General features: G+C 66.8%; 19 protein-coding genes and 8 pseudogenes. 15 read left to right on the top strand and 12 right to left on the bottom strand.

From position 1 onward, the window contains the following. Nucleotides 1-172 precede the first annotated feature (172 nt). The 3 genes from CV1CTNOD_RS01440 to CV1CTNOD_RS01430 all read left to right on the top strand — a co-directional run bounded on the left by CV1CTNOD_RS01440 (nt 173) and on the right by CV1CTNOD_RS01430 (nt 2929). Nucleotides 173-760 (top strand): exosortase/archaeosortase family protein, encoded by a 588-nt coding sequence (locus CV1CTNOD_RS01440; protein WP_131784394.1) that lies wholly within the window; start codon nt 173-175, stop codon nt 758-760. Further along, nucleotides 757-2124, top strand: a complete 1368-nt coding sequence (locus CV1CTNOD_RS01435; protein WP_131784393.1) for a glycosyltransferase family 2 protein — start codon at nt 757-759, stop codon at nt 2122-2124. The genes CV1CTNOD_RS01440 and CV1CTNOD_RS01435 overlap by 4 nt, the downstream gene beginning before the upstream one ends. An 85-nt stretch (nt 2125-2209) precedes the next feature. Next, nucleotides 2210-2929 (top strand): choice-of-anchor P family protein, encoded by a 720-nt coding sequence (locus CV1CTNOD_RS01430; protein ID WP_207386101.1) that lies wholly within the window; start codon nt 2210-2212, stop codon nt 2927-2929. Between the two features lie 397 nt (nt 2930-3326). Here CV1CTNOD_RS01430 and CV1CTNOD_RS01425 read toward each other — a convergent pair. Next, nucleotides 3327-3627: pseudogene (locus CV1CTNOD_RS01425) on the bottom strand (DDE-type integrase/transposase/recombinase); the annotation flags it as partial. Between the two features lie 340 nt (nt 3628-3967). Here CV1CTNOD_RS01425 and CV1CTNOD_RS24300 point away from each other — a divergent pair. From CV1CTNOD_RS24300 to CV1CTNOD_RS01380, 8 genes and pseudogenes are all read left to right on the top strand, one after another. Continuing rightward, on the top strand, nt 3968-4108 hold the full coding sequence (locus tag CV1CTNOD_RS24300) for a hypothetical protein (protein WP_165485261.1): 141 nt from the start codon (nt 3968-3970) through the stop codon (nt 4106-4108). Between the two features lie 377 nt (nt 4109-4485). Then, nucleotides 4486-5115, top strand: a complete 630-nt coding sequence (locus CV1CTNOD_RS01415) for a cupin domain-containing protein (protein ID WP_242606273.1) — start codon at nt 4486-4488, stop codon at nt 5113-5115. A gap of 806 nt (nt 5116-5921) precedes the next feature. Next, the gene (locus CV1CTNOD_RS01405; RefSeq protein WP_131784391.1) at nt 5922-6611 is read left to right on the top strand and encodes a response regulator transcription factor; all 690 of its coding nucleotides are present in this window, start codon (nt 5922-5924) and stop codon (nt 6609-6611) included. Between the two features lie 5 nt (nt 6612-6616). After that, nucleotides 6617-7717 carry a sensor histidine kinase gene (locus CV1CTNOD_RS01400; RefSeq protein WP_242606272.1) on the top strand — a complete coding sequence of 367 codons (1101 nt, stop codon included), beginning with the start codon at nt 6617-6619 and terminating at the stop codon, nt 7715-7717. An 83-nt stretch (nt 7718-7800) separates the two neighbouring features. Beyond that, on the top strand, nt 7801-8601 hold the full coding sequence (locus CV1CTNOD_RS01395; RefSeq protein ID WP_131784390.1) for an ABC transporter permease: 801 nt from the start codon (nt 7801-7803) through the stop codon (nt 8599-8601). 12 nt (nt 8602-8613) lie between these two features. After that, a pseudogene (locus CV1CTNOD_RS27540) lies at nt 8614-9630 on the top strand (ABC transporter ATP-binding protein). Nucleotides 9631-9968: 338 nt separating this feature from the next. Continuing rightward, nucleotides 9969-10805 carry an undecaprenyl-diphosphate phosphatase gene (locus CV1CTNOD_RS01385; protein ID WP_131784389.1) on the top strand — a complete coding sequence of 279 codons (837 nt, stop codon included), beginning with the start codon at nt 9969-9971 and terminating at the stop codon, nt 10803-10805. Continuing rightward, nucleotides 10802-11503: a phosphatase PAP2 family protein gene (locus tag CV1CTNOD_RS01380; protein ID WP_347402872.1), complete on the top strand. Its 702-nt coding sequence runs from the start codon at nt 10802-10804 to the stop codon at nt 11501-11503. The genes CV1CTNOD_RS01385 and CV1CTNOD_RS01380 overlap by 4 nt, the downstream gene beginning before the upstream one ends. A gap of 121 nt (nt 11504-11624) precedes the next feature. Here CV1CTNOD_RS01380 and CV1CTNOD_RS25235 read toward each other — a convergent pair whose 3' ends face one another. From CV1CTNOD_RS25235 to CV1CTNOD_RS01370, 4 genes and pseudogenes are all read right to left on the bottom strand, one after another. Beyond that, the gene (locus CV1CTNOD_RS25235) at nt 11625-11867 is read right to left on the bottom strand and encodes a hypothetical protein (RefSeq protein ID WP_207386100.1); all 243 of its coding nucleotides are present in this window, start codon (nt 11865-11867) and stop codon (nt 11625-11627) included. A gap of 106 nt (nt 11868-11973) precedes the next feature. Then, nucleotides 11974-12153 (bottom strand): annotated as a pseudogene (locus tag CV1CTNOD_RS26115) (lysylphosphatidylglycerol synthase transmembrane domain-containing protein); the annotation flags it as partial. Between the two features lie 283 nt (nt 12154-12436). Then, nucleotides 12437-13060 (bottom strand): annotated as a pseudogene (locus CV1CTNOD_RS26110) (glycosyltransferase family 4 protein); the annotation flags it as partial. A gap of 50 nt (nt 13061-13110) precedes the next feature. Then, nucleotides 13111-13947: a COG4705 family protein gene (locus CV1CTNOD_RS01370; RefSeq protein ID WP_131784388.1), complete on the bottom strand. Its 837-nt coding sequence runs from the start codon at nt 13945-13947 to the stop codon at nt 13111-13113. A 957-nt stretch (nt 13948-14904) separates the two neighbouring features. On the opposite strand from CV1CTNOD_RS01370, the gene CV1CTNOD_RS01365 reads away from it, so the two are divergent. The 3 genes and pseudogenes from CV1CTNOD_RS01365 (at nt 14905) to CV1CTNOD_RS01350 (ending at nt 17123) form a co-directional block, all read left to right on the top strand. After that, complete coding sequence (locus tag CV1CTNOD_RS01365; protein ID WP_131784387.1) at nt 14905-15720, top strand: COG4705 family protein; 816 nt, start codon at nt 14905-14907, stop codon at nt 15718-15720. Between the two features lie 673 nt (nt 15721-16393). Then, nucleotides 16394-16593 (top strand): annotated as a pseudogene (locus tag CV1CTNOD_RS28045) (DDE-type integrase/transposase/recombinase); the annotation flags it as partial. Nucleotides 16594-16829: 236 nt separating this feature from the next. Continuing rightward, entirely contained in the window at nt 16830-17123 is a 294-nt protein-coding gene (locus CV1CTNOD_RS01350; RefSeq protein ID WP_207386098.1) for a hypothetical protein, read from the top strand. Nucleotides 17124-17982: 859 nt separating this feature from the next. Here the strand turns inward: CV1CTNOD_RS01350 and CV1CTNOD_RS01345 are convergent. From CV1CTNOD_RS01345 to CV1CTNOD_RS27535, 4 genes and pseudogenes are all read right to left on the bottom strand, one after another. Further along, nucleotides 17983-18441: pseudogene (locus CV1CTNOD_RS01345) on the bottom strand (IS6 family transposase); the annotation flags it as partial. Nucleotides 18442-18832: 391 nt separating this feature from the next. Then, nucleotides 18833-19804, bottom strand: coding sequence for a zinc-binding dehydrogenase (locus CV1CTNOD_RS01340; protein WP_131784385.1), 972 nt, complete (start codon nt 19802-19804; stop codon nt 18833-18835). Further along, a complete protein-coding gene (locus CV1CTNOD_RS27215) occupies nt 19792-20613 on the bottom strand; it encodes an MFS transporter (protein WP_207386097.1) in 822 nt (273 codons plus the stop codon). Before CV1CTNOD_RS27215 ends, CV1CTNOD_RS01340 begins: the two co-directional genes overlap by 13 nt. Before the next feature lie 146 nt (nt 20614-20759). Further along, a pseudogene (locus tag CV1CTNOD_RS27535) lies at nt 20760-21113 on the bottom strand (MFS transporter); the annotation flags it as partial. A gap of 296 nt (nt 21114-21409) precedes the next feature. Here CV1CTNOD_RS27535 and CV1CTNOD_RS01330 point away from each other — a divergent pair. Beyond that, nucleotides 21410-21847, top strand: coding sequence for a MarR family winged helix-turn-helix transcriptional regulator (locus CV1CTNOD_RS01330; protein ID WP_165485259.1), 438 nt, complete (start codon nt 21410-21412; stop codon nt 21845-21847). A 261-nt stretch (nt 21848-22108) separates the two neighbouring features. Here CV1CTNOD_RS01330 and CV1CTNOD_RS01320 read toward each other — a convergent pair whose 3' ends face one another. From CV1CTNOD_RS01320 to CV1CTNOD_RS27530, 3 genes and pseudogenes are all read right to left on the bottom strand, one after another. Then, nucleotides 22109-22513, bottom strand: a complete 405-nt coding sequence (locus CV1CTNOD_RS01320; protein WP_242606269.1) for a transposase — start codon at nt 22511-22513, stop codon at nt 22109-22111. 126 nt (nt 22514-22639) lie between these two features. Further along, nucleotides 22640-23884 carry an IS110 family transposase gene (locus CV1CTNOD_RS01315; RefSeq protein ID WP_131784383.1) on the bottom strand — a complete coding sequence of 415 codons (1245 nt, stop codon included), beginning with the start codon at nt 23882-23884 and terminating at the stop codon, nt 22640-22642. Nucleotides 23885-24051: 167 nt separating this feature from the next. Further along, nucleotides 24052-25177: pseudogene (locus tag CV1CTNOD_RS27530) on the bottom strand (IS630 family transposase); the annotation flags it as partial. Between the last annotated feature and the right edge of the window lie 56 nt (nt 25178-25233).

Genomic DNA, 25233 nt, shown 5'->3' with positions numbered 1-25233 from the left:
GTGTCGGCGGCACCCCGCCGGGTGGCAGCGGGACCGTGACCGGGGCGGCCCAGACGCTGCCGTTCACCGGCCTGTATACCGGCATGTTGCTCCTTGTGGCGATCACTCTGCTCGTCGCCGGGATCGCGCTGCTACGGATCGTTCACCTGCGCCAGGCGGACCGGGCCTCCTGATGTCCGCGCGCACCGCCGGTCCCCCCGGACCATCGTCGGCCCTCAGCAGCGTCCTGCCGCACGGCTCGTCCCGGCTCACCCGAGGAGCCGGCACGATTCTGTTCCTGTTCGTCCTGGCCGTGCTGCTGGCCTACCAATACCAGCTGCGGCACCTGGAAGCCGTGGGCGCCGCCCGGCTGTTCGGGCTGGGAACCCCGACACTGGCAGCATTGCGGGCACCGATCGTGTACTTCGGGCTCGGTCGCCCGGACGCATTCGGTCTCACGATCACCCCGGAGTGCAGCTCGACGCTGCTGATCGCACCGGTGTTCCTCATCGGCGGAGCGATGCTGTTGGGGCGGCGGATGACCCCCCAGCGCGTGCTCGCAGCGGTGGGGGCAGCCGCGTTCCTGCTGGTTGTGGGGAACCAGCTGCGGATCGGACTGATCGCCTACCTGATCTCCGAGCTGGGTTTCCACACCGGCTACGAGTGGGGCCACCTCGTCCTCGGGACCGTCGTCAGCATCGTGTTCATCGGTGCCAGCCTCACCCTGCTCGTCGCCGTGCTGAGCACCGGACGGACCCACCGGCAACGGGCGGCGGCATGACCAGCGACCGGCTGCTGTTGGGGGTCGGCGCCGCGCAGGCGATCGCGCTGGTCATGAGCGTCACCTTCCTCACCTACGTGCTGGTCATCGTCGTCCCGTTCCTGCGCTGCCGGCGCCGCACTCCCGGGGACGCGGCCGGCTACAGCTGGCATTTCTTCGTCCCTGCCCGGGACGAGGAGAAGGTCATCAGTACCACCATCGGCTACTTGCGTGGCTCGTTCCCGACCGCGCACGTCTGGGTCATCGACGACGCCAGCACCGACACCACCGGGCAGATCGTGGCAGACGTCGCCCGCGACGACCATGTCCACGTCGTCTCCCGCAGGTTGCCCGACGCCCGCACCGGGAAAGGAGAGGCGCTCAACGCCGCCTACCGGCAACTCGACGCCTGGCTCCCCGCCGGCGCCGACCGCGATCGGGTGATCGTCGGTGTGGTCGACGCGGACGGCAGGCCGGCCGCCGACTGCCTGGACGTGTGCGCGGCCGGCCACCTGTTCGGCGACCCGGACGTCAGCTCGGTCCAGGTCTGCGTCCGGATGGTCAACCGGGACGAACGCCGCCCGTTCCCGCACCGGGGCCGGTACGCGAACGCGTTCGGCCGGACCCTGGTCCGCCTGCAGGATCTGGAGTTCCGCGCGGCGATCTCCGCGATCCAGATGAACCGGCGACGCACCCGCACCGTCGGTCTCGGCGGCAACGGCCAGTTCAGCCGGCTGTCCGCGCTCGACGACGTCCGCGCCGCGTTCGGCCGACCCTGGCACGGTGCGTTACTAGAAGACTACGAACTCTCCCTGCACCTGCTCCTCACCGGGCACCGCAACGAATACACCGACGATACCCTCGTCGACCAGGAAGGCCTCCCCGACTTTCGCCGGCTGCTGACGCAGCGGACCCGCTGGGGTCAGGGAACCATGCAGTGCGGCAGCTATCTGCCGAAGCTGTGGTCCTCCCGCCACGTTCCCACGATCGGCGCGCTGGAAGCCGCCTACTACCTGCTCCAACCCTGGCTCCAACTCGTCGGAACCCTGGTCTACCCCGTTCCGGTCGGCGTTCTCATCTACAACTTCGCCGCGTATCCCGACACCATGACCGGCTGGTTCGCCGGAGAAGGATGGCTGCTATTCCTCGTTTATATTGTGTTCGGGCTCGGCCCGTTCGTCGCCTGGGGGCCGATCTACGTACGCCGCTGCGAACCGCAGCTCGGAATGATGCGTGGGCTGGCCCTGGGTTTCGCTTACGCCGCTTTTATGATCACCTTCTACATCACCTCCTGGCGAGCGTTCGGGCGTATCCTCCGCCGACGCCGCGACTGGGCAAAAACTCGGCGTAACGCCGAGTTTTTGCCCGACAGTGCGGCCACCTGATCCCTGTGTGGCCCTGAACTACTCAGTTTTCCCGCTCAGATCACCATCACCTCGCCTGCCTCCGCACGGCGAAGAAAGAGATCTCATGAAACTCAGGACAAAGCGCGCCACCCGGGTCGCCGGAGCATTCACTCTCGCCGCCGGGCTCGCGCTCGCGGCCGCATCCCCGGCCGTCGCTGCTCCCCCGAACACAGCGATCGGTCTGCAGGCCACCGGAACGATCGTCGCCGGGCCGTTCGCAGTCAGCACCTTCCCCGGCAGCTCCCCGAACAGCCTCGTCAACATCGGCGTCCCCGGACTGCTCAGCACCGGCGCGGTCAACACCGCCGCGGGCAACGTCAACGCCAGCTCGTCCGTGGACAACCTCGCCGTCACCCTGTCCGCGATCGCCAGCCTCAGCGCCGGGACCGTCACCTCAAGCTGTGCCTTCGACCCGAACACCAGCACCGTCAGCGGAACCGCTGGCTTGACCAACGCGGCCTTCACCGTTCTCGGTGTCCCCACCGGTCTGGCCGCGAACCCGGCGCCCAACACCGTCGTCGGTATCCCCGGCGTCGCCACCCTGACCCTCAACCGGCAGAGCACCGCCGGTGACGGCACCCTCACCATCGACGCGCTGGTGATCTCGCTGCTCGGCAGTGCCCAGAACGTCACGGTCGCGACCTCGGTCTGCAACGCCGCCGATCTCGCCCCCGTCCCGCTCATACCGGCCAACGTCGCGGTCGGTGCACTGGCCATGCTGCTCATCGGCGGAACCAGCTTCCAGATCCACCGCCGCCGGAACCTGGCAGACCCAGTCACCTAACCTCGATTTCCGGTCAGGAAGTTGAATTGAGGTCGGGTGTCAGCTCGGGTCGGGCCGGGGATCGGACGCTTACCTGACCGCACATGAAAACCGCACGTCCCGCCGAGGATATCTGTTCCCGGCGGGACGTGCGGTGCTCGTTGAAACGGGTTTAGAAACCGACATGATCGCCCATAGTAGTCGGAATCAAATAACCTGCGCATCTCGCGCTTCCCGCAGGCCCGTGACCTGCGAAGACGCCCCCGAGCGTGCGTTTGTTATTTCATAACTGATCCATAGTCATAGTGCATAAAAACCATTCGCCCCGAACCTGTAGGTGCCAGATACCGGGTTCGGGTCATGCGGGTCTGTTGCGTTATGGGAAAGCAAGATATGGCGGACCCTGCCTGAATATTGATCAGACCACCAGGGTGAGCTCGGTGAAGGCAGCCGACACCCGCAGATGTGGGTCGGCCTCGACGCCGAGTTCGTAGTGGCCACGGCGGACGTTCCGCACGAAGGCGTGCCCGGCGCCGACTACTTGGGTGGAGCGGAAGCGTTTCAGCCCACGCATCGGCCGCAGCCGGGCTTTCAACTGGCTGTGATCACTCGATCCGGCTGTTCGCCCACCACGCGTCGATATGACAGGCGTCGTGCAGCAGCTCGTCGAGGATCCTTGGGTAGGCCGCAGCCTGGTCGGTGGTCACCTCGACCGGGCGGACCGCCAGCACGCTTTCCCTCGGGCAGGAAACGGAACCCGGTGAATTCTGAGACCGGGACCCGGTGGACGGACAGCACGTCGACGCATCCGCCTCCGGTGTGCCGCCGGTATCCGTCCAGGTCAGGCCATGTTTCGGCCACAGCCAGAAATGATCGATCCGGCCTATCGACTATGAAATGGCCCTACCTTCATGCTCGCAAACACCACCATCATCATCAGATCTGCAACGCACAACACCAGAAAGATCCAAAAAAGCGATCATCGGAAATCGTTCGGTGCATCCGGGCTGAGACCTGGTGAGCGATGGTCATGCCGGTAAATCTCCACCAGGGAAAGGCATGTTCCCCTGGGCGACCAACACCCGCCTGCGCCTACTCACCCGGGGTGCCTGCGGCTACCGGGAACCCGAAGCGCTGATCGCCAGGGCGACGCTGGCCTGCGGCGGCTTGGACGTCACTCTCCCGGGCCGAGCCACATGATCCTCGATCAGCCACCCACGGATCTATCGCAAGAGCCCGAAATTCTCGCGTGCGGGGACATCCGGGGGTACCTTTATAGGGACATCTCGGGCACCTTTTGGTACGTCTATCCGCATGATCAGAACCAGGCCGGCGCACGACGACCAAGTTCGAATCATCGAAACGGGCGTACGTTTTCGCGGTGGCATGTAACAATCGCACGTGCAGGACGCCCTCTCGGGTTGGCTGGTGGAAGCGTCAGGAACTTCCATCTTCTGAAGCTCGGAGGGCGTCTTCGTGTTCGCCACACCGGTAAACACCCCAAACCGTTCGGTGCGTTCAGGCCCAGGGCTGTCGGCCAAAGGACCGGTAGCGGCGATTTCGGGAGTTGAGGGAGCATGCTGTCCGAGACCGTGTTCCACAGCGAGGAGCTACCGGCGATGGAACGGTTCGACGCCTGGCGTGCATGTATAAGCCGTACGCACGCGCCCATGCGGCTGGACTGTGAGCGTGCTGCGAACTTCCGGGCACACCAGCGGTTGATCGGATTAGGGGCTGTCTCGGTATGGCCCGCGACCTTCGAGCAGTTGGTCTTCTTGCGGACGCCGCGGCTGATCCGGCAATCCGACCCGGAGGTCTACCACGTATCCCTCATGCTTCGGGACGAGGCAGTGGCCTCGTGGGGCCGGCAGGAGAATTCTTATCGGCCGTTCGACTTCCACACCAACGACTCCTCACGGCCGTATGAGATATGGACCGGACAGGGGCCGATCTCGTCCGTGGGCATCGAGGTCCCCAAGGCCCTGCTGCCCTTACCGGGGAGCAGGGTCGATCAGGTGATCGGGCGGCACATGTCGGGACGGGAGGGAATCGGTGCGCTGTTGACGCAGTTCCTCACCCGGCTCGCGGCTGACACCGGGCCAGGACAGGCGAACCCCTCGACCCGACGAAAGCCCACCTGGTCCGGGTCGTCGAGTACGACGTCCCCGACCGTGACGGCGACGGTAACGGCGAACCGATCGCCCTGATCACCACCATCCTCGACCCCGGCGAGGCCACGGCCACCGCCCTGGCCACGGCCTATCACCAGCGCTGGGAACACGAAACCGCGAACCGGCGGGTCAAGACCTACCTGCGCGGCCCCGGCAAGGTCCTGCGCTCGAAGTCACCCGGCGGGGTCTACCAGGAGATCTGGGGCTACCTGCTCACCCACCACGCGATCGCCGCCCTGATCTGCACGGCCGCGACCGCCGCCGGGATCGACCCCGACCGGGTCAAGTTCAAACGCACCGTGAGAGTCATCCGCCGGCAGGTCTCCGACCCGCCGGCCTTTTCCCCCTGATCAGCAGCGCCACGCCCTCGACCAGATCATCACAGAGATCACCCGCCCCACGAAGCTCAACGAACACCGCGAACGCACCTACCCCCACGTCGTGCGACGCGCCGCCCCGAGCCGCTTCCCCGTCAAGAAACCCGGCCAGCGCGGCACCCGCCACCCCGCCCCACCCACGATCAGGCTCGCCAATCCCGTAAAACCCCAGGCAGCAGCTTGATCAAATTAGGCTAAGTGGCATTGCGTGTAGACCTGCAGCCACCCGGCCCGTCCTGGGGGCTGGTCGGTCCAGCGGCTTGACGACCATAGTGGCGTCAGACCCGCAGCAGACCCCTGTGCACGAGCCGGAACCCCTTTTGGCGAGGAGGACTTCTCAGGACAAATGAAGGCATACGGAGATCGCCACCTCATGGAGATAGCCTCCGGGGTCAGAGATTCGCACGAGCGGGACGTAGCTCGTTCACATCGTCCTCACACGATGGTGCGGATAGCGTTTGCAGTATGCGCGTGCTGGTGGTGGAGGATGAGGTGCGGATGGCCGCGCTCCTGCACCGTGGTCTCGCCGAGGAGGGCTACGCCGTCGACCATGTCGGCGATGGCGTCGAGGCGGTCTGGCAGGCGACCGAGGTCGCCTACGACGCGATCATCCTCGATCTGATGCTGCCCGGTATCGACGGCTTCGAGGTCTGCCGACGGCTGCGTATGGCCCGGCGATGGTCGCCTATCCTCATGTTGACGGCCCGCGGAGACGTCAAGGACCGTATCCGCGGGCTGAATGTGGGCGCGGACGACTACCTTGCGAAACCTTTCAGTTTCGGCGAGCTGTCGGCGCGTCTTCGGGCACTTATCCGCCGCGGTGCACACGAACGACCGCCGACGCTGCGAGTGGGCGCTCTCCAGCTGGACCCGGCTTCGCGATGCGTGATGCACGGCGACCGGGAGATGGAACTGTCGCCCAAGGAATTCGCGCTGCTCGAACTCCTGATGCGACATGCCGGTGAGGTGCTCACCCGGACCTACATCCTCGAACACGTCTGGGACTTCGCCTATGACGGCACCTCGAACGTGGTCGACCAATACGTGCGATATCTGCGCAGGAAGTTGAGCGAGCCCGCGGGCGTCTCGGCGATCGATACCGTTCGTGGCGTCGGGTACCGGCTCGCGGTGGCGGCTGAGCCGAAGCGAGACTGACGGCCGTGCCGCTGCGGGTCCGTCTGTCACTCCTGTTCGCGCTCGGCACGTCGATCGTGTTGGCGCTTGCCGGTCTGCTTTTCTATCTACTGCTCCCGAACTACATCCCGGACGACGCCGAGGATCGCATCCGCAACGTCATGCTGGTCGCGACTGCCCCCACCATCGCCTTGTCGGGGCTCGCAGCGTGGTTTCTGTCAGGCGCGGCCCTGCGTCCAGTCGAGCGGATGCGCCGGCAGGCCGCCGCCATCGGCGTCTCCGACCTGGGTACCACCGCCGGTAGTGTCGACGGGAGCGCGCGGCTCGAGGTACCCGGCACTCGCGATGAGATCGCGGCACTGGCGGAGACGATGAACGACCTCCTGGCGCGGCTCCACGCTGCGCGCAGGCTCGACCGTGCCTTCATCGCGGACGCCGGCCACGAGCTGCGCACTCCGCTGACGATTCTGAAGGCCGAGCTGGAGCTGGCGTCCCGTCCGAGCCGCTCGCGCGACGAGCTGGCCGAGGCCGTTGCGAACGCCTCCGAGGAAACTGAACGTGTCATCCGGCTTGCCGAGGCGCTGCTCGCGCTCGCACGGATGGATGGTGGCGTGCCTGTCACCCATGAGCGTGTGTCGCTCCCGGACGTGCTCAGCCGGGCCGTGCGCGCTGCCAACGGCCAAGCGGAGGCCGCTGGCGTACGCCTGGTACTCGATGTCGACACCTGCCTGACGATCTCCGGAAACACCGATCAGCTCCGGCAGGCGGTCGACAATATGCTGACCAACGCGATCCGGCACGCGCCGGAGGATACCGTGGTTGACATCCGGGCCCAGTGGGTTCGCGCCGGTACCAGGACGGGAATCGCGGGGCCGGCGGTCGAGGTCGAGGTACGCGACCGCGGACGCGGACTGCCGGTCGAGTTCCTGCCGCACGCATTCGAGCGCTTCCGCCGGGCGGACGACGCCCGCGCCCGCCAGGACGGCGGAACCGGGCTCGGACTCGCGATCGTCGAGGCGATCAGCCGGTCCCACGGCGGCTCCTCCGCCATCGCAAACCATCCCGAGGGCGGCGCGGTCGTCGCGATCCTCCTGCCCGCGACCGGATCGGGGTGGTTCGGCGCCTGACCCACGACGCTCACACAGTCCTCACATCGTCGCCGCCGCGGATCACGCGGGAAGCTGACCCACGATCAACAAGGGTCTGACCGGTGGCGGACACACATCTGATCATCGGTCTGGGCTGCCTGCTCGCCGTCACGGTCGGGTTCCTGCTGTGGGCGCGCGCCGGCCGGGTCGTGCCGGTCGTGACCGCGGTGGCGCGCGCTGTCGCGCAACTCGCCTTGGTCGGCCTGGCGCTGCGCGGTGTGTTCGCCGCGCCCGCCGCCGCGGTGGCGGTGCTGATCGCGATGCTCGGCGCCGCCGCGTTGACTGCGACCAGCCGGCTGAAGACCTTTCCGCGAGCTGGGTCGGCGGTTCTGACGTCCTGTGTCGCCGGCGGTGCGGTGACACTGGGCATCGTGTTTGCCGTGCCAATCATCGACCCGTCGACGCGCTATCTCATCGCGCTTTCGGGCAGCATCTTCGGCGGCACGATGACGGCGTGCACGCTGGTCGGACGCCGGCTGGCCGACGGATTCCGGCACCGCCGCGACGAGGTTGAGGCGTGGCTCGCGATCGGTGCGACGCCGCGCCAGGCATGCGCACCGATCGCCCGCGCGGCGATCACCGAGGCGCTGGTACCCGCCCTCGACCAGACCCGTACCGTCGGTCTGGTGAGCCTGCCCGGAGCGTTCGCCGGGGCGCTGCTCGGCGGTGCGAGCCCGGCCGCGGCCGCCCGGTTCCAGATCGTCATCCTGGTCGGTCTGCTCGCGGCGGAGACGGTCGCGGCGGTCACCCTCGCCTACCTGCTCGGTGCGCCCAGCCCGATCCCGATCGATCCGGAGCCCGCCCCGCATTCCGAACCGCTCGCAGGACGACTCCGTCGCCTGATGGGCACCCGTGGTCACTGATGCTCAGCCGCCGTGGACGTGACGAACGACGAAGCGGCGGCGCTGGCCGGAATCGATCTGCTGGTGCCAGACGGCGTTATCACAGCCATGCTGGGTCCGTCGGGTCGCGGTAAGACCACGCTGCTGCGGCTGGTGGCCAGATTCGGCGACCCAGACGGCAGAATGATCATCTTCGATGCCGAGCTGCTGTTCGGTCCCGGACGCAGCATTCCTGCGCAGCGGCGGCGGGTTGGATACGTGTCACAGGAAGGCGCTTTGTTTCCACACCTGAACATCGCGGCCAACATCGGGTTCGGCCTGTCAGGCGCCGAACGTCACTCCGGGCGGCGCGTCGCGGAACTTCTCGATCTTGTCGATCTGGATGCAGGACTGCTCCGCCGGTTCCCGTACAAGCTTTCCGGTGAGCAGCAGCAGCGGGTCGCGCTGGCCCGCGCGCTCGCCCACGTCCATCCCCGGTGCTGCTCGACGAGCCGTTCTCCTCGTTGGACGCTGGACTGCGCCTGAGTACCGCCCGCTCCGTCATCGACGCGTTGCGCGCCAACCAGACCACCACGCTGCCGTCACCCACAACCAGAGCGAGGCATTGTCTCTGGCCGACCAGGTGGCCGTCATGACTGCCGGCCGCATCGCGCAGGCCGGCTCTCCGCAGGAGATCTACACCTCGCCCAGCAGCCCGACCGTCGCGGCCTTCGTCTGCGCGGCGGTCCTCGTGCCGGCCGTCATCAGCGGGCAGCACGCCCGATCCGAGCTCGGCGAACTCACCGTTCCCACCGGCTCCGAACAGGGCAACACGTGTGTTCTCATCAGGCCGGAACAGATCCGTCTTGCAGCCACGGACGTCGGCGACGGAGCCCTCGGCCAGATCACAGCGGTCCGGTACTTCGGACACGACGCGACCGTCCACCTTCGACTCGACAGGTCCACCTGCTCCTCACCGCACGGGTCCCAGGAACACGGCTACCGGACATCGGCACCCGAGTGCGACTGACCGTGGCCGGACCTGCCCTTCCCGCCACAGTGACGGCGTGACAGCCGACGGGACTCACCCGTCATCAGCTCACGGAACAGCGCGGCCGGATGCCGGTGCTGCCGTGCGGGCGAAGCGGCTGAGATCCTCGGCGGCGCTTCGGACTGTCACCATCACGACGACGCCGCTGCCGATCAACCGCGAGTCCCACGGCGGGGCTGCCCTTCGTTCACACGGTCCTCACATACACGGCGTTCTACCGTCCTGTTCGTCAACTCAGGCTGGAATCGGTGGCGAGCGCTGCACAGCGCCGATGGGTTGGAGCTCAAGCCGCACAGCCTTCAGTACTCGACCGTGCGAGCTTGCCGCCACCCCTGGATCACTCAAGGATTTCGATCACATGAGCGCGATCAGCGTCGGACAGGCCGTCGTTCTCGGCATCGTCGAGGGGGTGACCGAGTTCCTCCCGATCTCATCGACCGGCCACCTGAAAATCACCGAAGGCATAATGGGGATACCGGTCGACGACAGCGCCGTCGTCGGCTTCACTGCGGTCATTCAGGTCGGCGCGATCGCGGCCGTCCTGGTGTTCTTCTTCTCCGATATCCGCCGTTTCGCCACCGCCTGGGCACGCGGCCTGGCCAACCCCGAAGCCAGACAGAATCATGACTGCACCTTCACCTGGTGGGTCATCTACGCGACCGTTCCCGTCGTCCTCGTGGGACTCGCCGCCAAACCACTGATCGACGGACCGCTGGCGTCGCCGTGGGTCGTCGCCGGCTCACTGCTCGCCGGCAGCGCGCTGATGTGGTTCGCCGACAGGTTCGGCCGCCACAAACGCGGCGAGAACGACGTATCCCTTCCCGATGCCATCGTCGTCGGTTCGTCGCAGATCCTGGCCCTGCTGTTCCCCGGGTTCTCGCGTTCCGGCGCCACCATGTCCACCGCCCTTCTCCGCGACCTCGACCGGGTGGCGGCCACCCGGCTGTCGTTCTTCCTGTCCATCCCGGCGCTGACCGGCGCTGGACTGTACGAGCTGAAGGACGCCGTCGGCGGCGGCGTCTCCGTGCTGCCCCTCGCCGTCGGCACGCTGGTGTCGTTCGCCGTCGCCTACGCCTCGATCGCCTGGCTCCTGAAGTACGTCGCCGGGCACACCTTCGACGCGTTCGTCGCGTACCGCGTCGTCGTCGGCGTAGCGCTGTTCGGACTGCTGGCCACCTGGGCGCTGAACGCTTGACGCACAGTCCGAGTCACCCCGACGACGACCGAGACGAGTGCCCGTGCCCACGCCTGCCTCACGTCACCGCCGCCATGGCAGGGCTCCTGCTGGCGGCGCTCATGGCCGCGGTCGTCGGCCGGCACGGCACCCCGTTCTCGTTGGATGTCAACGTCCACCGCTGGGCGCTCGACCACCGCAGCCCCACGGTGACGGACGCCGCGATCGCGATCACCACCACCGGGAGCGGCGCCTGCGCCTACGCCCTGGCCGCGGCGGCGGGCGCCGTCGCGGTGCCCGGACGGAGGTGGTGGCGCGGTGCGGCGGTCGGGATCGTGGTCCTGACCGTGGGGCAGCTGCTCCGGACCTCGCTGGCCGTCGCCGTGGACCGCGCACGCCCACCCGCGTCGGACTGGGCCTGGCACGCCTCCGGCCCCGCGCTGCCGTCGGGGCACACCAGCACCTCCGCCCTCGTCGCCGTCGGCCTCGCCGCAGCCCTCACCCGCCGCAGTCGACGGCGCTCCACCCGGGTCGCGGCCGTCGTGGTACCCGCGACGTGGGCACTCGCCGTCGGAACCAGCCGCGTCTACCTCGGGATGCACTGGCCCACCGACGTCGCCGCCGGATGGCTCCTGGTCACCGCCCTTGCCTGCACGGCCCTGCCCCCGCTCGGCTCACTCCTCACGCGAATCACGCCCGGCCAGTCCGCCCGCTCGTGAGCACCTGCCCGGGCCTCGGCATGGTGCTCGCGTGGCTGGCCTCGCGAAGGGGAAACAGCGGGAGGAAGCCGCAACCCCGCTTGGCACGGCAGGACGCTCGGGTCCACCCGAAAGCCACCTGTCACGGGTAGGGAAGCAACAGGGTGAACCTCATCGGATCGATGTCCGTGGGGGTCGGTCTGCCTCCCGCGGTCCCGGCGAGATCTCGAGCGAGCGACAGGCCGGGCCCGGGCCCGCGGACGGTGTCGAGCCGGGCGTCGACCGCCGCCTCCCGCAGGGCGCGGCGGAGCCCCCAGGGCCAGAGATGGCCGCGGCGCACCAAGGCGGCCAGAACACAGGCCGAGGGCGCCATCGGCAGCCACACCGTGATCAACCTGTATCCGAGTACCGCGGCAACAGCCGCGGTGGCTGACTGCCACGATCGCCGCGGTGAGTGCCGCGTCGAGCGATCCGAAGCAGCCCGGGGAGGGCACCAGGGCGGATGCGGCGCTGGCCGCGAAGTACACAGCGAACACCGAGCCGGCCCCCATAGGTAGGTGCAGCGCCTGCACCACGAACCACAAGGTGGCGGCGTGCAGCAACGGGATCGCCGCCGAGCCGCCCCACAGCAGCGCCGCCCGGTTCGGCGCTCGGACGATCCCCGACAGCATCCGAAACTGCGTCGTGACGCGCGTCCGAACCCGGTGGAACGCTCGCCGGAACGGGGGCCGACAGCCAGCCGATCAGGAACATCCCGACCACCACCATAGCCACCGTTGCAACGGGTTCGCGGGGCGGACCGCTCAACCGCAGGAACCCGCCCGCCACGAGCGCCAGCAGCACCGCCAGATGCGTGACCATCCCCGCGGTGGCGTCGAGGCCGACCGCAGCCACCGCTTCCCGCAGGAGGATGATGACGGGCAGGCCGCTCGCCGCCGCCTCCAGCGCGGACAGCCCGAGACCCTCAAGGTCCAAGCCGAACAGCCGGGTACGGGACGGCATCGCGAACACGTCCGCGGTGTCGAGGTACGCCGGGAGGACCCGATCGGGGACCGCTCCAGTTAAACGCACGCTGTCGGCCGCTCCCATCCGCACCAGGCGGCAAAGCCGGTCGCCGGCGGGCCTGCTCCCGACGAGGAGTAGCCGGGCGTGCGGATGGCGTTGCCGGACCGCAGGCCAGCCACGGATGAGCATGTCCTGGCCCTTGCGCTCCGCCAGGCGAGCCACGCAGATCACGATCGGTCGATCCGACCATCCGAGATCACGGCGGATCTCCTCCCCACCGGCTCCGGGCCGGAACCGTTCGGTGTCGACACCGCCGGTGAGCCGCGCCAGTCGGGTACCCGGCGGTACAACCGTGAGCAGCCGGCACCGGGTGAAATCAGTGAGGAAGGTCAGCACATCGACCCGTGAGCCGACAGCGCGGACGAGCGACCGACCGCCGGGCAGCTGCGACCAACCCACCTCGTGCCCATGGCTCGAGGCCACCACCCGCTCGATCCCGGCCTCGCGTAGGACGGGCGCGGCGCTGACTGGCGATCCGATCTGAACCGGACGAACAGGACGGTAGAAGACCATGCATGTGAGGTCGATGTGAACGGAGGTGCCGGCTGGCCTGTTGAACGGTGTCAGTCGAGCTGTACTGGACGCGTCGGCTGAGGAATGGGCTGACGAAACGGATCCGGAATCGCCGAAGGCCGGACGTCACTGCGCTGGATGCCCTTGCGGGTGACGGCAACATAGCCGACGAGAACAATAATCATGATCGTGGCGATACCGCTGACCGGTCCATCGCCGAAGCCGACTCCGCTGCGGGCGTGCGGTTTGCCGAGCCAGTCGGCGAAGGAGGCGCCCAGCGGCCGTGTGACGATGTAGGCGAGCCAGAAAGCGGCAACCTCGTTCAGCCCGAATCGCCACCAGGCGACCGCCGGCACAACGATGATCGCTGCGAACATGATGCCCGACGGCAGGAAGCCGAGGTGCAGCGTGCTCGCTGTAAGGTCTCCAAGGGCGGTGCCGAGAGCGAAGGTCGCGAGCACCGTGGCCCAGTAGTAGGTCTCCCGACGGCGGGTCACGATGCTGTGGATCGACAGCGTTCCCTCACTGCGGTTCCACAGATAGAACACCGTGATGAGGACTAGAACGTAGAAGATCGTCGAGCCGATGTGCCCGATCGGCGGCCCATCCGCGGCCATGGTGCCGAAGACCGCCACCATCATCACGGCGAACCAGTAGATGGGTGCGTGATAACGCCGCACCCGGAACTGCACCCAGAGCGCACCGACGAAGCCGATGAGGCCGGTTGCCCCCGCGAGCAGCAGGTTGACATCTGCAAGGTAGTCTGCAGTCGCCTCGCCCATGCCGGTAGTCAGAATCTTGACGGCCCAGAACAACGCCGTGATCTCCGGAACCTTGGGAGCGAGGGGCTCACGGCCATGGATCTGACGGTACGACGAGGGCGGCATCGATGCTCTTTCTGGGAGGCGACATGAGCTCGATGATCATCTGTCGAGGCCATGTGCCGGCCGCGACGGGCGATCCGTCGGATGCGAGCTCGAAATGTGGGACCGCTGACAGAACATCACACTGAACGTGTGAAGGGCATGTGAGAGCCACGCCGGACCTCTACGACGAGGAGGTCCGACCCAGGCACGGGCATGTCCGCACTGTCTCGCATCTGGAGGTCACCTCTCCGGGGCGACGTATCAGGAACTCCAGCAGGAAATTGCCGTGGTGTCAGCTCGATCGGCGACTTACTGGCCGGGAACGGTGCGACGCGGGGTCAAGCGGGAGATAGCCGGCCGTCAGTACGACTGGCCGCTCCCCCACCACGGCACAGCAGCGCCCGCAGTCACCTACCGGACAACGTAGGAGAATTGTTTGGCGAGAAAGTCGCCGGCGCCGGCTTCCAACAACTCCGCCTCGCCCAGCTCGATGCGCATTCACAGAACAATGCCACCCTGCCGCCGAACGCCGGCTGGATCCCCGTGGAACGGGCGCGGTCGGATGACCGTCCTGAGGCGCAGGAAATCCTGGCCTGCTCTTCCCATCCGTGCGGCGGGCCGGCGCTCGGAGGTGCAGTCGTCGAGGTATTCTTCAACACGGTTCCGATTCATGCTTGCACGTTCTCGCAAACGATGAGTGGATATAGCGACACCGGCGCCGATCTAGCTTCATGTTCTTCACATTTGAGACCCCTATCCTCATGTCCTACGGCAAAAGTCCGAGTACTCGACGGCAGGCAGTAGCCCGCCTCGGGATTTTTTGTCGGCGGATAGAATGGAGTGTGTACCGTGGGGATAGAATCATCAGGTACGGCCCGGCCGGATCGCGGAGATAATAGGTCTGCGGTCCGACTGCCGATCCAACAGCAACCGCCCAGTAGCGGTCAGGAGAGCCAGAGTTCGCAGGTGGCCTGCGACATGACGCGACCGCCGCGGGTAGGACACCCGCGGCACGAATCGGGCCCGAACAAGATCCCTCAAATTACGCTATTCTTCTGGATCACAAAAATTGTCGCGACCACTCTAGGCGAAACGGGCGGAGATCTTCTTTCCCAGACACTGAAGGTCGGCTACGCGGTAAGCTCTATGATCTTTATTGGCCTTTTCATGATCAGTCTCGTGACGCAGGTGCGCGCAGATAGTCTCCATCCCGGACTTTACTGGACAGCCATCCTAACCACAAGCATGGCCGGCACAACGATATCAGATTTTATGAACCGGACAGCCGGGCTCGGCTATACCAGGGGCGCCCTGGTTCTCGTCACCATACTGCTCCTGGTGTTCATGGTGTGGCGATACTCCGGTCATTCCTTCGATGTCACAAGAATTGTGACCTTTAAGGGTGAGATGCTGTACTGGACAGCGATTCTCGTCTCCAACACGTTGGGTACTTCGCTGGGCGATTTCCTGTCCGACAGTTCGGGCCTGGGCTATGCCGGCGGAGCCATTCTGATCTGGAGTCTGCTGCTCCTTATCGCGTCCGCCAGGTACCACCGTCGCGTTCCGAATACGCTCCTGTTCTGGATGGCCTTCGTGTTGACCCGTCCGATGGGTGCCACGCTGGGCGACTTCTTCACCAAGCCCACGGTCAAGGGCGGACTCGGATACGGCACCGCTGGCTCATCCATGATTCTCCTGGCGGTCCTCGTCGTTCTCATTGTCGAGGCGCGGCGGCGGCAGGTGAAACAGCGGAGGAAGCCACTGTCTCGCTCGGCACAGCATGACGCCCGGTGATCCGAAACGTGGCCTGTCACGGATAAGAGAGCAGCAGGGTGAACCTCGTCAAATCAATGTCCGTGAGGGTCGGTCTGCCTCCCGTGGTCCCGACGAGATCCGTGCGAGCGACAGGCCGATCCCGTGTCCCGGTCCGGGCACGGTGGTCGTCCCCCAACGAAAAGCGTCCACGTGAGGGCTCAGACCAGCTCCTCATGCGTCCACTGTGGCTCACGCTGAGTTGCCTCCATGCCGCTCCCGGAGCTCTACGATGGATGCGACTCGCCCACGCATCTCGAGCACCGTTTTCATCAGTCCGGTCAGGAGGGGTCTGTTGCATTATGCGGAAGCAGAACATGGCTCGCCCTGGCGGGCTACTGATCAGATCGCCAGAGCGAGCTCGGTGAAGGCAGCCGACCCCCTTCGCGGTGTCGCCGCGCACGCGGAGCGTGCATCACCCCGAAAGCGTTACGCGTCAAGCTGTAGAGCAGGGACCACACCATGACCGTCCAGCCTGCCCGACGCAAGCCCCGTCCCGCAGCCAAACGCGCAGGTCAACACCCAAATCGGGGTTCTGGAGCCTCACACGCAGGAGCCCGGCGCTTCCCTTCTTGATCTGCCGTGACTGACGTTGATGGCTACGTCAATGGCGTCGCACGACCGGTGTGCTCTCCGAACGCACGAACACATACTCGTCGATCTCCTCTTGGCCGAATGCGGCCTCGTCGTCGGCCATGCGACTGTCTACCGGTGGGTGCAGCGGTTCACTCCGCTACTGATCGACGCAGTCCGGCCCTGCCGGCGCATTCCTGAGGATCGGTGGTTTGTCGAGGAGACGTATGTGAAGGTCCCGGCCGGTGAATCTACCTGTACCGCGCGGTCGACCAGGATGGGTAGGTCATCGACATCCTCCGCCGTGGCCACTATGAATTCGGCGTCGAGGCCGACCCGCATCTGCGGGTGTCGGCTGCCTTCACCGAGCTCGCCCTGGTGGTCTGATCAACATTCGGGCAGGGTCCGCCATGTCTTGCTTTCCCATAACGCAACAGACCCAGTGCAAACACAATAACGATTATCAAAAACCAGAGCACAGCTTCCCTACCACCCAACAGCTACGTCCAGCCGACGGGGTGGCCGACGGGGTGGCCGACGGGGGCAGCGTCGTGATGACCGGTGTTGCCCCGGACAAGCGGGTCGGCGTGACCGGCGCGGCGGCCGGGCTTGAGGCGACTATCGGCTGCACGGTCCGGGCCACCGTCGGGGTGGCCGCAGGAGTAGCAGCCGGGATGACACCACCGAACGAGGTCGGATCTGTGGTCGAGACCGCAGCCGGTGACATGGCCTCGGATGATGTCGCAGGCTGGCGTTCGCGGTTCATGGACCCCGTGTCGGCCACCGACGGATCTGTCTCAGCAGCCGAATGATCATTTCCCAGCACAACAACGATACCCAGAAGGACACCCAGCATGCACACGCCAACGCCGGTCCTGAACACCACGCTCGTGCCGCGGCCAGCCGACCGCGCATGCCGCCGGTGACGGGGCTGCTGATCCACCACCACCGTGGCCGGTAGCTGGCCAGGTCCCCGGTCGCCGTCCCACGGCAACAGGTTCCTGCCGGCGCCAATGGCCAGCGGCTCGGTGTCTTCAGACATAAGACAGTCCACCTCCGGCCCGATCCGACGGCCACGACTGCCTGGTCAGGACGTGCGTCAGGACACGACAGCGGACACGCGCCCGAACGTCTGGCCCGACACAGAGAATCGTGTATCGAATATAGGCTGTCACGATCACCACAAACGAATGGTATTGAAACGTGCGAAAGCTTCCTCGCCACGCTTCAGGCGAAGTGGTTAAAATCACCAAAACGGTAGGCGCTTGGCTGGAACATCAGAACGGAAACGTCCAACGACAGGTGGGGCCCGGCTGGGGGTTCGGCCTGTCGATCTAAGCTGGCGATCGACGCGGCCGGCCAAACCTCTACATCGCCGACCGCAGGCGGGTCCGGAAGGTCGACACCGCCGGACGGATCATGATGATCGCCCGGTGGGGAATGGCCGACACCGGCAGACTCACGGGCGGACGTTTTCGCTCCGATGTTTTCCCAAGCCCCCGTATGTGATCACGGCTGTGGATCGCTCACTGCATCGGCTACACCGCTATAGCGGATACGCCGATGATATGCTTCGCTACTTATCGGATCGTACCTGTAGGTGCCGGAAGTCGGCCTGGGCCTGTGACCTGGGGTGAAGTGACGGCGTGGCTGTCGGCATAATAGTCAGCTGTGTCCGTGGGTAGGCCGCCGCCTGGTCGGTGGTCACCTCGACCTGCCGGCGGCCATGGGACAGGGCCCGGGTGAAGAACCGCCGGGCCGCGGCCAGATCCCGATGCTCACCGGCAAGGACGTCGATGACCTGCCCGCACTGGTCGATCGCCCGGTACAGGTAGATCCACCGGCCGGAGACCTTCACATAGGTCTCGTCGACGAACCACCTGTCCCCGGGAGTGTGCCGGCAGGGCCGAGCAGTGTCGATCAGCAGCGGGGTGAACCGCTGCACCCACCGGTAGACGGTCACGTGGTCCACGATCAGGCCGCGCTCGGCAAGGAGCTCCTCGGCGTCCCGATAGGACAGGGCATAGCGCAGGTACCAGCGGACCGCCAGCACGCTTCACCTCCGGTGGGAACCGGAACCCGGTGAACTGAAGAGATGGGAACCGGTGGGCGGATGGCACGTCGACGCATCCATCGATCATGACTGGCGGAACGCCGAGACGGCGGACATCGCCGGAGCGACTCAACCAACCAAATAGGATTTGGTAGCTTCTCAAAAGAAATAGCCATTTCTCAAAGAGATGTCTCTGATTTGTCCCATAGGACAAATTGCTGAGAAGCGGCTCGGTATGGCGTCCTCCTCCTGCTGACCGCGGCGCCCCGATGCTCGGGTGGCTACGGGTTCGTCTCGTCGCGGTGCGCGGGTCGGCGACGGCTCGCCCATCCATCGCGGAGCGGCCGAATCGGGCTTACGGGCGGCTGTGGGCGTCGCGGCTCCACCCGTGCCTCGCTCACCGAAAGGGCGCTCGGAATCCTGCTGAACTTACTCGGTCGGAACCGGTCGCGAGCTTCCGTCCCACAGTCATGGGGTGAGGAGCGTCTTGCCGAGCGCGGTGCGGGCTTCGATGGCGGTGTGCGCGAGGGCGGCCTGGTCGAGGGGGTATGTCTGGCCGATGGCGGGTCGGATCGCGCCGCGTGCGGCGTGGTGGAGTGCCTGTTCGACAAGCTGGTACAGATCGTCGGGGCCGCTGCTGATCTCGGTGAGGGGGATGATGGTGGCGTTGCGGGCGGTGACGAGGTCTTCGTCGATGTCGCCCCATATGCCGCTGGCGGCGCCGTGGGGCAGGTAGCGGCCTCCTGGAGCGATGTGGTCGACGAGGTGCCGACTGGTGGGGCCGCCGACGCCGTCGAAGATGACGTCGAGCCCGTCGGGAGCGGCGGCGGTGAGGTGTTCGGGCCAGTCGGGGCGCCGGTAGTTGATCGTGGTGTCGGCGCCGAGGCTGCGGGCGTGGTCGAGCTTGCGGTCGGCGCCGGCGAGTGCGACGACTCGGGCACCGGCGTTGCGGGCGAGCTGTACGAGGAGGCTGCCGACGCCGCCGGCTGCGGCGGTCACGGCGACGGTGTCGCCGGACCGGATGCGGGCGGCTCGGGCGAGTCCGAGCGCGGTGCGTCCATCGGCCAGGAGCGCGACCGCCGTGGGTAGGTCCACTGCGGCGGGGAGGCGGTGGAGATCGCTGGCGGTGGCGAGGGCTCGGGTGGCGTAGCCGCCGCGGCCGCCGGTGGAGGTGACGACCTGAGTGTCGAGCCAGGCGGGGTCGACGTCGTCGCCGAGGGCGAGGACGGTGCCGCCGACGCCGTTGCCAAGCACGAGGGGGAAGGTGTCGGGTGCGAGCGGGCGGGGGGATGCGCCGGCCCGCAGCTGCGTGTCGATGAAGGTGATCGCGGCGACCTCGACGGCGACGAGCACCTGGCCCGCCGCCGGTTCGGGGTCGGGGAGGTCGACGACCTGCAGGACATCGGGCGGGCCCGGGTGGTGGGCGATCACGGCGCGCATGTGCTGCTCCTTGCTTCGGTGTCGGCCCTGGCGATGTCGACGGCGGTGGGTGCCATCGGTCGGGCGGGGAGGGCGAGCGCGGGGATGACGGCGATCACGGCGAAGGCGAGGGCCCACCAGAAGGCGTGTCCGAAGGCGGTGGCGAGGTGCTTCGGGCCGCTACCTGCTGGGTGGGTGACGATGCCTCGTTGGAGGACGACGGCGAGCACGGCGGTGCCGAACGACGCGCCAAGACGTTGGGTGATGTTGAGAAGGCTCGTCGCCCGCAGGATGGCGCTCCGCGCGATGCCCCGGTAACTGGCACTCGCGACCACGATCCCCGCGGCACCCAGACCCGCGCCGCGGATCACGAGCGCGGCGGCGAGCACCGTGACGTGGGTATCGGTTCCGGCTTGGGCGAAGACAAGAGTCGCCAACGTCGACAGCGTGATCCCGGCGAGGGCGACCCGGCGGGGCCCGATCCGATCGCTCCAGCGTCCCGCGAGCCACAGCGTGAGCATCGTGCTGATGCCCTGCGGGGCGAGCAGGAGACCGACGTCGGCGACGTTGTAGCCCCGGACCTGCTGATAGTGGAGCGGCAGTAGAAGCATCGGCCCGTACAAGGAGATGCCGAACAGGAACATGAGCACCGCCGATGCGCTGAAGGGGCGTGACCGGAACAACCGGACGTCGATGAGCGCGTGCTCACGGCTTCGCAGGGCATGGGCCACGAACCCGGCGGTGAGCACGGCGCCGGTGGCGAGGCAGGCGAGAACGCCGGCGCCGGTGAACTCATTGCCCTCGCCGGCCCTCGACAGGCCGTACAGCACCGCGACGAGAGCAGGGCCAGCAGCGCCAGCCCGACTGCGTCGAGGCGGCTTCGTGCGCGTAGGTCCGACGGCGGCAGGCTCCGGTGGACGAGGACGAGGACGAGGGCGCAGACCGGGACGTTGACGAGGAAGATCCACCGCCACCCGAGTCCGCCGACGATCACGCCGCCGAGTACCGGGCCGAGAATCGGGGCGAGCTGGCCGGGGATGGCCACCAGGCTCATCACCCGGCCGAACCGTAGCGGTCCGGCGGCCTGGGCGAGGATCGCTTGCACCAGCGGCAGGATGAGCCCGCCGCCGAGGCCCTGCACCACCCGGAACGCGATCAGGCTCTCGACCGACCACACCGCCGCACACAGCACTGATCCCGTCAGGGACACAGTCAGCGCACCGATCCATACCCGCCTGGAACCGAAGCGGTCGATCAGCCATCCCATCGTCGGGATCACCGATGCCATTGACAGCAGGTAAGCGCTGGTGACCCACTGCACGCTCGACACCGGCGCATCGAGCTCGCGGCCGAGATCGGCGATGGCGACGCTCACGATGGTCGTGTCCAGAAGCGGGGCCAGCGCCCGATCAGCAGGACCACACCGAGCTTCACCAGCGCTCCGTCGATCCGTTCACCGGTCGACGGCACCTTGCCATCTGTTGGCATGCCAACATCTATACTCGAGTTTTGATGGCATGCCAACATTTTGCTGATAGATTTCTCGGCGTGCCAACGTCTCCGCAACCCGACCCCGGGGTGACCCGACGGTCTCGCCACCGCGGCACCAGCATCGACGAAGCTCCGGTGGGATCGTTGCTGCTGCAGGTGCTGCGCGCACACGCCCTGCTCGGCACCGAGATGCTGCGGCGGGTCGGCCTCGTGCCACCGCACGAGATCCTGCTGATGTACCTCGACGAGCACGGTTCGCTCGCCCAGTCCGACCTCGTGTACTACATGGGTCGCGACCGCTCCACGGTCACCAACACCCTCCAGGCGATGGAGCGGGCCGAGCTCATCGCCCGCATGCCGTCACCGACCGACAAACGAGCCATGGTCGTCTCGCTCACCGCCAAGGGACTGCGCGCCGTCCCCGTCGCCCGGGAGACCTGGCGCCAACTCGAAACGATCACCACCACTGGGCTCACCGACGGTCAACGAGGCACCCTCGTCGCCGCGTTGACGATCATGCGGGACGAACTCAACCAGGCCATCGACGCCGCCGCACTCACGAGGACCCCGTGACCACTACCTCGACCTCACCCGGCCGCATCCTCATCGTCGGCGTCATAATCGCTAGTGTCCCGTGATTCCAGCATCTTTACTTTGCGTTATTGTCTACCAATTTCTTGATATTGGCCTGGATCAGGCTGACCTTGGCGAGGATCTCGTTGGCGGTCGCGGTCCAGACGAACGGTTCCGGGTTGGTGTTCCAGTGGGTGATGTAGTCACGGATCTGCTTGATGAGGATTTTTACGGCTCTTCGCGGTTGGCCGGAAACTGTAATCAGGAGATCACGGGACTCGCCTGGGTGGTGATGACGCTGTGTGGCCAGGCTGGTCGGGTGGATCGGGAGGCGGCGTAGCGGGCCCGGCGTTGCTGGTTGGTGACGTTGCGCAGGCCGAACGCGGCGCGGTAGACAAGTTTGATCAGCCGGTTGACGCCTTCGGCGCTGGCGTTCGACAGGCCGTGTTGGACGGCGTCTGTGATCTCGACGCGCCAGGTGGAGATCGTCTCGGCGAGGGTGACGACCTCACCGACGGTCTCGCCGACGGTGGCGCAGTGGACGAACACCCTGGTCAGGACGTCGGCTATGGCGCTACGGCTGAGGTGAGGATTGGGCGACCACGCAGGGGCTGGAACGCGCCCCGCGCCGACGCACCGAAGGCCGAAGGCCGAGGCGCGAGTCACTCACGGTGACCGCGAAGTCCGAGGAGGCCACGGAAAGCCCGGATCCGGACGCGCGGCATCGCGCCGGGTACCCGACCCCGACGAGGTTCACCTTGCGTAAACGGCGCTGAGAGCGTTCCTGAATGCCTAAGCGGCCTTTTCTTCGGGTTCGACGGTGACTTTGAGACCGAGTTTCTCCCGTTGCGCGACCAGCCGTTTCCGCTGAGCGTCGGTGCCGTGTCGACGCTGCGCCCAGTCGGGTCCGAGTTCCCGGTAGGCGGTGTTGTCGTGGACGATGTGCCAGTAGGCGATGAGAATGTCGTGGCGGATCGCGCCGACGGCTTTCTGTACGCCACGGCGGCCCCGGATCTGGGCGTAGTGCGCGGCGAGGTAGGTGTCGCGGGTCATCGCGGCGGCGTGGGCGGCCTCGGTGAGCGCGGTCCGTAGCCAGGTGGAGCCCTGACGCGTGCGGCCCGTCTTCGACGTGCCGGCCGACGAGTGGTTACCCGGGCAGATCCCCGCCCAGGACGCCAGATGCCCCGCGGTCGGGAACCGGGTCAGGTCCATCCCGGCCTCCGCGATCAGACACTGCGCCGTCCGCCGGCCCACCCCGGGGATCGTCGTCACCCGCTCCACCAGCTCCGAGAAAGGGGCGAGCATCACCTCGACCCGGTCGTCCAGCTCGGTGACCGCGCTGTCACACAGGTCGATCTGCGCGAGCAACTGGCGGACCAGCAGCTTCTGGTGATCCGCCAACGGCCGGCCCGCCAGCGCCTCCCGCAACTGCGGGATCTTGGCACGGAACCGGCGCCGCGCGAGATCGGCCAGGACCTCGACGTCCTCCTCCCCGGCGAGCATCGCCTCGATCATCACCCGGCCGGACTTCCCCAACAGCTCCGAGGCCACCGACGTCAGCTTGATCCCACAGTCCTGCATCACCTTCTCCAGCCGCTGCACCGCCCGGGTACGGTCCTCCACCGTGGTACGCCGGTGCCGGGTCAGATCCCGCAGCGCCCGAATCGGTTTCGGCGGCACGAACGACGGCCGCACCAGACCGTGCTCCAACAACTGCGCCATCCACAGGGAGTCGGCAACATCCGTTTTCCGACCCGGCACGTTGTGCATATGCTGCGCATTGAGCAGCCAGCACTCGAAGGAATCCTCCAGCATGGAGTAGACGGGCTTCCAGTAAATGCCCGTGGATTCCATGCCGACCAGCGAGACCCGTTCCGTGGTCAGCCAGTCGGCCAACCGCGCGAGCCCCGCGCCCGTCGTGGAGAACGTCCGCACCTCCCCCCGACGACCGCCACCACGCCCCGGCACCCGCACCGCCGCCACGACCGTGTCCCGGTGCACATCCAACCCGGCAACCCGGTCGATCAACACATCCATCAAAGACCGCCTCCGTCCCGTCGACCCGTGACCAGCACAGACCGCCCGGGGAGGACCTGTCACCAAAGATTCTGAGGTACGCGCTCACGGCAGCAGGACAGGATTCCTCAGGACCTCCGCGCCACACTGACCTACGGGCTCACAGCACCAAGGCGCGACGACGTCGGACCGGACGGCACCAACATCCTCATCAGGACAGAGTGCCGGCGCAAGCCGGCATGATCACTGACCTCGGGTGTCTTGTGGGTGGCGTAGTTGTCGCAGACGATGTGGATGTCCAGCCCACGGGGGACGTTCTTGTCGATTTTACGGAGGAATGTGAGCCATTCCTGGTGACGGTGGCGGCGGTGCAGGTCGCCGATGACGGTGCCGTCGGCGATGTTGAACGCGGCGAACAGGCTGGTCACGCCGTGGCGGGCGTAATCGTGCGTGCGTCGCTCGGGCATGCCGGGCATCATCGGCAGCACGGGCTGGGACCGGTCCAGGGCCTGGACCTGGACCTGGACCTGGGATTTTTCGTCCACGCAGAGCACCACCGCCTTCTCCGGCGGATTGTGGTAAAGGCCGACGACGTCCACGACCTTTTCCACGAACAAAGGGTCGGTGCTGAGCTTAAAAGTGTCGGTGAGATGCGGCTTCAGGTCGAATGTCTTCCAGATCCGGCCGACGCTTGAGGCGCTGAGACCGCTGCGGCGGGCCATCGAGGTCCGAGACCAGTGGGTGGCGCTTCTCGGCATTTCCTCCAGGGTCGCGGTGACGACCTGTTCGACCTTGTCCAGCAGGATCGACGGCGGCCGTCCGGGGCGGTCCTCGTCATGGAGGCCGTCGAGCCGCCGGCTGGTGAACCGGCCACGCCAGCGGGCGACCATGTGCTCGCCGACACCAAGCTCCACCGCGACGACCCTGGTTGTCCCTGCCGTCGGCACAGGCCAGCACGATCCTGGCCCGCAGGGCCAAGGCCTGCGCCGACGTCGCCCGCCGCACCCACCGTTCCACCTGCGCCCGCTCCGCGTCCGACAGTTCCAGGCCGACCTTCGGCCGGCCGGCCCGCGGGCTGTCATCCAGCCCTGCCAGCCCGGACTCCGCGAACCTGCGCCGCCATTTCCCGACCGTCGTCGCGGTGACCCCCAACACGTGGGCTACCTGCCCATTCGAGGCGCCCGGCTCGGCACAGGCCAGCACGATTCGTGCCCGCTCGGCCCGCCGCGACGCCCCCCTCGCCCACACCGCCAAGGTCTCCCGGTCGTCATCCGACAGCACGATCTCCACGGGCGCCGGTCCACGATGAGCCATAAATCATGGTACAAAATTATGTCCAAAATTTCGGGCGCGACACACTAGTGTACTCC

Origin of the sequence: Protofrankia symbiont of Coriaria ruscifolia, from assembly GCF_900634745.1 — a bacterium.
Lineage (GTDB): Bacteria > Actinomycetota > Actinomycetes > Frankiales > Frankiaceae > Protofrankia > Protofrankia californiensis.
The sequence above is the reverse complement of the archived record's forward strand: the minus strand, read 5'-3'. Positions and strand labels throughout refer to the sequence as shown.